General features: G+C 41.5%; 6 protein-coding genes. All 6 read left to right on the top strand.

The window, feature by feature from the left end; all coding sequences use genetic code 11:
* The first annotated feature begins 88 nt into the window (after nt 1–88).
* The 6 genes from Q0502_RS14890 to Q0502_RS14865 all read left to right on the top strand — a co-directional run bounded on the left by Q0502_RS14890 (nt 89) and on the right by Q0502_RS14865 (nt 7,065).
* Nucleotides 89–1,567, top strand: coding sequence for a neutral/alkaline non-lysosomal ceramidase N-terminal domain-containing protein (locus Q0502_RS14890; RefSeq protein WP_298652348.1), 1,479 nt, complete (start codon nt 89–91; stop codon nt 1,565–1,567).
* Between the two features lie 31 nt (nt 1,568–1,598).
* Nucleotides 1,599–2,153: a GNAT family N-acetyltransferase gene (locus Q0502_RS14885; protein WP_298652345.1), complete on the top strand. Its 555-nt coding sequence runs from the start codon at nt 1,599–1,601 to the stop codon at nt 2,151–2,153.
* Nucleotides 2,154–2,165: 12 nt separating this feature from the next.
* Nucleotides 2,166–3,422 carry an MFS transporter gene (locus Q0502_RS14880; protein WP_298652342.1) on the top strand — a complete coding sequence of 419 codons (1,257 nt, stop codon included), beginning with the start codon at nt 2,166–2,168 and terminating at the stop codon, nt 3,420–3,422.
* Nucleotides 3,382–4,887: a Gfo/Idh/MocA family oxidoreductase gene (locus tag Q0502_RS14875; RefSeq protein ID WP_366521808.1), complete on the top strand. Its 1,506-nt coding sequence runs from the start codon at nt 3,382–3,384 to the stop codon at nt 4,885–4,887. The genes Q0502_RS14880 and Q0502_RS14875 overlap by 41 nt, the downstream gene beginning before the upstream one ends.
* A gap of 83 nt (nt 4,888–4,970) precedes the next feature.
* A complete protein-coding gene (locus Q0502_RS14870) occupies nt 4,971–5,477 on the top strand; it encodes a DoxX family membrane protein (protein ID WP_298652339.1) in 507 nt (168 codons plus the stop codon).
* The gene (locus Q0502_RS14865) at nt 5,461–7,065 is read left to right on the top strand and encodes a Gfo/Idh/MocA family oxidoreductase (protein WP_298652336.1); all 1,605 of its coding nucleotides are present in this window, start codon (nt 5,461–5,463) and stop codon (nt 7,063–7,065) included. The genes Q0502_RS14870 and Q0502_RS14865 overlap by 17 nt, the downstream gene beginning before the upstream one ends.
* The last annotated feature ends 75 nt before the right edge of the window (nt 7,066–7,140 follow it).

Here is a 7,140-nt window from a genome sequence, read left to right as displayed (position 1 = left end):
TGGATAAACATAAACAAGCAATTGCACAAATAGGAAGAGCAATAAAAAATTATTAACGCATGCGAAACTTGAATAAATTACAAACAACATGAGATCATTTACATTAAAGCTTTGTTTTGTCTCGCTGGCAGTGAGTAGTTTTTTTGGTATGGCATACGATGGAGCTGTATCTAACAACTTGAAGCCTAAAACCAGTGAGCAAAAAGTCTTTAAGGCAGGTGCTGCAACGGCTAACATCACCCCGTTTCTTGGCGGTGCACTGATTGGAGAATGGAATCAGCCGCCAGCAATTGAAGTGCATGATGAATTGCATGTTCGCTGTTTAATGCTTGACGATGGAAAAACTAAATTAGTCTTCGTTGTTGTAGATGTTTTAGGCTTGCATCAGGATCTGGTCGATGCAGCTATAAGGTTAATTTCAGAAAGAATGGATATCCCATCTTCCAATATCATCATATCCGCTATTCATACTCATTCGGCTGTAAGCGCAATGGGAACAGGAGAAAAGCGACGCAGTTGGGATTTTGACACGTTTGACCCCTATCAGGAGTTTGTGATTCAACGAATAGTCGATGCAGTACAACTTGCTGCCAACCATTTGGAACCTGCACGGATTGGATGGGGGTCTGTTGCTGTGCCCGAACATGTTTTTGTCCGCCGTTGGAAAATGAAGCAACCGGTGATTAATCCTTTTGGAGAGTACGATAAGGTTATGATGAATCCCGGCCACAGCAACTCCAACAAACTAACTCCCGCTGCTGTACCCGATCCCGAAGTCTCTTTTATTTCAGTCAAATCAATCGAAGGACGTCCCATAGCATTACTTGCAAATTATTCGCTTCACTACGTGGGAGGAACACTTAAGGGACACATCTCGGCAGACTACTTTGCTGTTTTTTGTGACCATATTCAAGAACTACTTAATGCTGAAAGACAGGACCCTCCGTTTGTAGGGATTATGTCAAACGGCACTTCTGGCGATATCAACAACATCAACTTCAGCAGTTCTCCTGAAAAAAATGCTCCTTATGCAAAAATGAAATACGTGGGCAGGGATGTTGCTCAAAAAGTATTCGAAGCTTTCGGATCAATAGCCTATCACGATTGGGTGCCTTTAAAAGCTAAACAGAAAGAGGTTACCCTGAAAGTGCGAAAACCCGATAAAAAAATGGTTGAATGGGCCAAAATCATCCTGGCCAGACCCGATTCGATCAAATCGTCTCATTCGCTTGAAAAGACCTACGCGGAAAGAACGCTGAATCAGCTAAAGAGGCCTGATCAGGTGTCTGTTCGTTTACACGTGTTTGGTATTGGTGATTTAGGAGTAGCGAGCATCCCGTTTGAAGTGTTCGCGGAAATCGGATTGGAAGTAAAAGCAAAAAGTCCGTTTAAACAAACATTTGTTGTTGGGCTGGCAGATGGTTATTGGGGTTATTTACCGACTCCGGCACAACACGAACTGGGAGGTTATGAAACTTGGCTAAGCACGAATAATGTTGAACTCAAAGCGTCTGAAAAAATTGTATCAGAATTATCAAAACAGTTTTCATTGATAAAAAGCAATTGATAGGAAGTATATGGAACTAAACGATCGTATTTTGATAAACTCGACAGATGGCGATGAATTTATCATCCGCAGACTTCTGAAAAGTGATCGAAGTAGTTTGCAAGAATTTGGGAACTATTTATCTAAAGAATCGACCGCCACCTTTTTACCTCATTCCTACGACGCCAATACCGTAAACGCATTCCTAGAACGTTCCGAGAAAGGCCAGGATCTCACTCTTGGACTTTTCAATAATGATACAATGGTTGCGTACTTCTTCCTGTGGTACTACACTAATCCCATACCGTTACTTGGAATCGGAATGCTTGACGAGTACCAGGGAAAGGGATTTGGCAAAAAACTGATCCAATTCCTGATCGATGCCGCGCGTCGGACAAACCGGGATGGTATTGAATTAACCACGTTGCCGGATAACCATCGCGCGTACGCGTTATATGAACAGGTAGGTTTTCGTCATTATGCGGATGTGAATAACTTGGCAGGTGACGGACGCGTTGTGACAGAACGAGCCATGTTTCTGCAATTCAATTCAGCTGCTTCACCATCGGTAGACCTACACAAACCTCCCATTGATTTTAACCCATAAACGGAATAATAAATGAATGCAAAGCAAAATTATCTTTGCCCGCTTTTAATAATGGGGATATTGTTCTTCGTTTTCGGAGTAATGACCTGGGCTAGTGCTATACTTATCCCCTATTTCAAGGTGGGCCTCGAATTGAGTAATGCACAGGCTGCCTTGGTAGCAGTTGCTTCTTTTGTATCTTATTTTATTTTTTCCATACCTTCTTCGAGTTTTCTCAACCTAGTAGGATATAAAAAAGGACTTATAATAGGCTTGTTTGTCATGTCTAGTGGAGCGTTATTATTTATTCCCGCAGCGTTATCACAACAATACAGCATTTTTCTGGTAGCTATTTTTGTAATAAGCATCGGAATGGTTTTGCTTCAAACCGCGGCAAATCCTTATGTAACCATAATTGGTCCACGAGAAAGCACAGCACAACGGATGGGTTTCATGGGTATGGCCAATAGATTAGGCGGGGTTTTAACTCAACTGATATTTAGCAGCATCCTGTTACGTGACGCAGGGGATATTTCCCATCAACTGACTATTACCTCGCCAGCGGAAAAGGAGTTAATACTCACGGAGTATTTATCAAAGGTTATAAGTCCCTACATCTTTCTTGCGCTTTTTTTCGTGATAGTGGCTGGTTTGATCTATTTTTCAAACATCCCTAACCTGAAAGATGAAGAAGAGAATAAAATTACTGAAGGAATAGAACGCAAGAGTATACTCAGCTTTCCCTATCTCGCGCTGGGAGTCCTTGCACTGTTTTTAGACGGCTCTATTTCTGTTGCGGTGAACAACAGCATACTCTATGGTGACGCCTTAGGAATTCCCTTTACATTATCTCGGCATTTTAGTACATATGCACTGACATTCACGTTAATCGGATTCTTTGGGAACACATTGCTTATACCTAAATACCTGACCCAGCAGAAAGCTGTCGTGCTATGCGCTATTACAGGATTTACCTTAACTATGCTCACCTTTTTTACTAATGGAGTAATATCCGTCTGGTTTTTGTTGGCCCAAGCCTTTTTATCTGCATTCACCTGGGGATCGATATGGGGATTAGCAATAAGAAACCTCGGCAAATATACAAAACTAGGTTCCGCGTTATTGTTGATGACGTTGATCTCATACGCAATCGCACCCATAATTTTTGGAAAAATCATCGATCTCAACCCTATGTATCCACGTTGGGCTGTTTTGATATTAATTCCTACATACTTCTACCTATTTTACTATGGGAAATGGGGATATAAAGTTGAAAATTGGAAAAAATAAACATAACAATTTTGTCATGCAACTCAACAGAAGAAGTTTCCTTAAAATTGCCGGGGCGGCGGGAGTCGGCAGCATGCTCACCGGAAAATTAACCGGAAGCGAATTGCCCCCCCAGCAGCAACCTCCGGCAAAACAGTTAAAATCCATATACCTGGAAGCCTACAAGAAGCATCCCCAAAGATTCAACATGTGCGGATACGCGGCGCCAAAAATAGACACGGTCAGGGTCGCATTCATAGGTGTGGGAGCACGCGGAAGCGCCGCCGTAGAGAGAGTCAGCTACATAGATGGCGTCAGGATCATGGCCATCTGTGACGAGTTGCCCGAACAGGCGGAAAAAGCCAGGGCGAGAATCAAGACAACGGGTCATCCCGCAAAAGTCTTTGCAGGAAAGCAGGACTCCTGGAAGCAGGTATGTGAGAGGGAAGACATAGACCTTGTCTATATCACAACCCCGTGGGCTCTACACGCACCCATTACCATCTACGCCATGGAGCACGGAAAGCACGCGGCAGTAGAAATTCCCGCGGCCACGACCGTGCAGGATTGCTGGAGACTGGTGGAAACATCCGAGAAAACTAAAAAACACTGTGTCATTCTAGAAAACTGCTGCTATGACTTTTTTGAGTTGCTCACCCTGAACCTGGCACGAAACGGGTTCTTCGGCGATATCGTTCATTGCGAGGGAGCCTACATCCACGACATCGGGGAAAGCCTGTTTTTCAGGGGGAAGCCCGGACGAAGCTGGAGGCTGAAAGAAAACATGACAAGAAACGGGAGCTTGTACCCCACTCACGGACTGGGGCCCGTTGCCCAAATCATGAACATAAACCGGGGAAACCGCATGGAGTACATGACATCAATGTCTACCGAAGACTTTCTAATGAATAATCACGCCAAAAAGCTGGCGAAGGATGATGACTATTTCAAGCAATTCATCGACGCTCCCTTTAGGGGCAACATGAACTCCTCGCTGATCAGAACCGTGAAAGGACAAACAATCCTCATTCAGCACGATGTGACAACCCCAAGGCCCTATTCACGCTTACACTTAATAAGTGGAACCAAGGCTACGGCACAAAAATACCCCCTGCCCGCAAGACTCTCCCGAGCGGAAAATCACACGGAATGGCTATCTGAAAGCGAATTCCAGGATATCGAGAAAAAATACAACCCCCCATTGATCCAACGGATGCAGGACATTGCTAAAAAAATTGGGGGCCACGGGGGAATGGATTTTCTGATGGACTGGAGGCTCATCGATTGCCTGAGAAACGGGTTACCCGTGGACATGGACGTTTACGATGCCGCTTCATGGAGCGTGATCGGACCCTTGAGCGAATGGTCCGTCGCAAACAGGTCTACGCCAATTGACATACCCGACTTCACTAACGGGGCCTGGGCCCTGAACCAGCCACATGACATATCACTGCTAAAGGGTGGTAATACAGACGTAAGGGTATAAAGAAATAAAGAATGAAAAAATTATACTCCTGAAATCAATCAATCCGACTTATAGGTAAATATATATGATTAATTCTAAAAAAAATGACGTATAAATCCTACTATTCAAAAAAACAACTGTTATTTCTGTTAACGTTGAGATTTTTATTGGGTTGGCACATTCTATATGAGGGAATATCCAAGGTTTTAAATCCTCAATGGTCGTCAATAGGCTTTTTACAAGAATCCCAATGGATTTTATCCGGCTTTTCGAGGTGGATAATATCTAACGGACAATTGCTTTCAATGGTAGACTTCCTTAATACGTGGGGATTAGTGGCTATTGGATTAGGGATTATTTTAGGTTTTTTATTTAAACCAGCAACTATTGCAGGATCGATATTACTGTTAGTCTATTATTTAAGTGCTCCTCCTCTTGTGGGATTGGAATATAGCGTTGTAACAGATGGAAGCAACCTGATTGTTAATAAAATACTGATTGAATCAGTTGCTCTTTTTGGACTATTCCTTTTTCCTACAAATAAAACCTTCGGATTAGATTTTTTTACCAGTACAATTTTTAAAAAGCATATAAATGGAAGAGGTAAATAAAAACATAAGCCAACCGACAAACAACCCTGATGGAAACGAAAGAGTTGAAAAAACCCAATCAGGAGGTATCTCAAGAAGAACTGTTATAAAAGCGCTAGCCGGAGTACCTGTAGCGGGTTTATTTGGTTTTAACTTGTTGAAAAAAAATAATTATGAAAAGAACAAAAGAAACGATATTTTAAAAGAGTTAGGTTTCGATCAAATGGAGTTTCCCGTTCCTGACTATGGTAATAAAGCACCTAAAGAAATAATTCGCATCGGTTTTATCGGTTTTGGGACAAGAGCTCAAGCCCTAGCAAAAGGATTAGGATTCATTCATCCTGACGAAATGATTAGGCTGAAGAAGAATAATAGTTTGGTAAATTGGCTGGAACAAGAAAATTTACATGTTTCGATTACAGGGATATGTGATGTTTTTGATTTACATGCTGAGAAAGGAATAGCAACTGCGGACAACAATATTTTCTCCGGAACTAAACAATATCCGGTTAAAAGATATCTCCATTATCAGGACATGCTAGCAGACAAGGATATTGATGCGGTCGTAATCGCTACTCCGGATCATCACCATGCTCTTATGGCCATTGAAGCTGCAAAAGCCAACAAACATGTCTATTTGGAGAAAAGCGTGGCCCATTCGGAAGAAGAATTAAATGAGTTATATAAAGTAATAAAAAGTAGCAATATCACTTTTCAACTCGGTCATCAAATAACTCAAAGCACTGTCTTTAAACAAGCTAAGGAAATTATTGATAAAGATATTTTAGGAAAAATAACTTTAGTACAAACAACAACCAACCGAAATACTTCAGAGGGAGCTTGGATTAGGCATCTGGACAGCAAAGGAAATCCTAAACCGGGGAATGATAGAAATATTGATTGGAAACAATGGTTAGGAACCACTCCTTTCGTTCCGTTTAGTATCGAGAGATTTTATAATTGGACACAGTGGTTTGCCTACGACACGGGGATGATCGGGCAATTATTTACTCATGAATTTGATGCTGTGAACCAATTGTTAAGGCTTGGGATCCCCAAGTCGGTATCATCTTCAGGTGGTATTTATTACTGGAAAGATAAAAGAGAAATTCCCGACTCTTTGCATTGTGTATTTGAATATCCGGAAAGAGACCTAACTTTAATGTATAGTGGTAATTTGGCTTCAAGTAGAAATCGCGGCCGGGTTTTTATGGGACATGACGCTTCGATGGAGTTAGGAAACAGCATAAGTATAACAATTGATAGAAACTCTACCAAATACAAGACAGGAATAGCTAATGGATTATTAGATACAACTTCTCCTATGGTATCATTTAATTCCAATTTGGGACAAATAGATGCAGTTACATCAGCGTCGGAAAAATATTATGCAGATCGTGGATTAACCAACACCGTCATTAACGGTCGTCAGGTTGATGTTACGCATCTACACTTACGCGAGTGGCTTAATGGCATTAGAGAAAATAAAACACCCAGCGCAAATATTGATGTCGCATATGAAGAAGGTATTGCGTGCTTAATGGCACACTATTCTTATCTGGAAAAACGTCAAGTCTTCTGGGACAAAGAAAATAAAAAAATAATTTAATTTTTAATCAAAAATATATTAATCCTGATTATTTACAACTATGAAGACAAGTAGAAGAACTTTTTTAAAATCAGC

Source organism: uncultured Proteiniphilum sp., assembly GCF_937873925.1.
Lineage (GTDB): Bacteria > Bacteroidota > Bacteroidia > Bacteroidales > Dysgonomonadaceae > Proteiniphilum.
The sequence above is the reverse complement of the archived record's forward strand: the minus strand, read 5'-3'. Positions and strand labels throughout refer to the sequence as shown.

Bases quoted from the DNA above. Each gene is read 5' to 3' on its own strand.
- Q0502_RS14890 (WP_298652348.1), top strand. From the start codon at position 89: ATGAGATCATTTACATTAAAGCTTTGTTTTGTCTCGCTGGCAGTGAGT.
- Q0502_RS14880 (WP_298652342.1), top strand. From the start codon at position 2,166: ATGAATGCAAAGCAAAATTATCTTTGCCCGCTTTTAATAATGGGGATA.
- Q0502_RS14875 (WP_366521808.1), top strand. From the start codon at position 3,382: ATGGGAAATGGGGATATAAAGTTGAAAATTGGAAAAAATAAACATAAC.
- Q0502_RS14870 (WP_298652339.1), top strand. From the start codon at position 4,971: ATGACGTATAAATCCTACTATTCAAAAAAACAACTGTTATTTCTGTTA.
- Q0502_RS14865 (WP_298652336.1), top strand. From the start codon at position 5,461: ATGGAAGAGGTAAATAAAAACATAAGCCAACCGACAAACAACCCTGAT.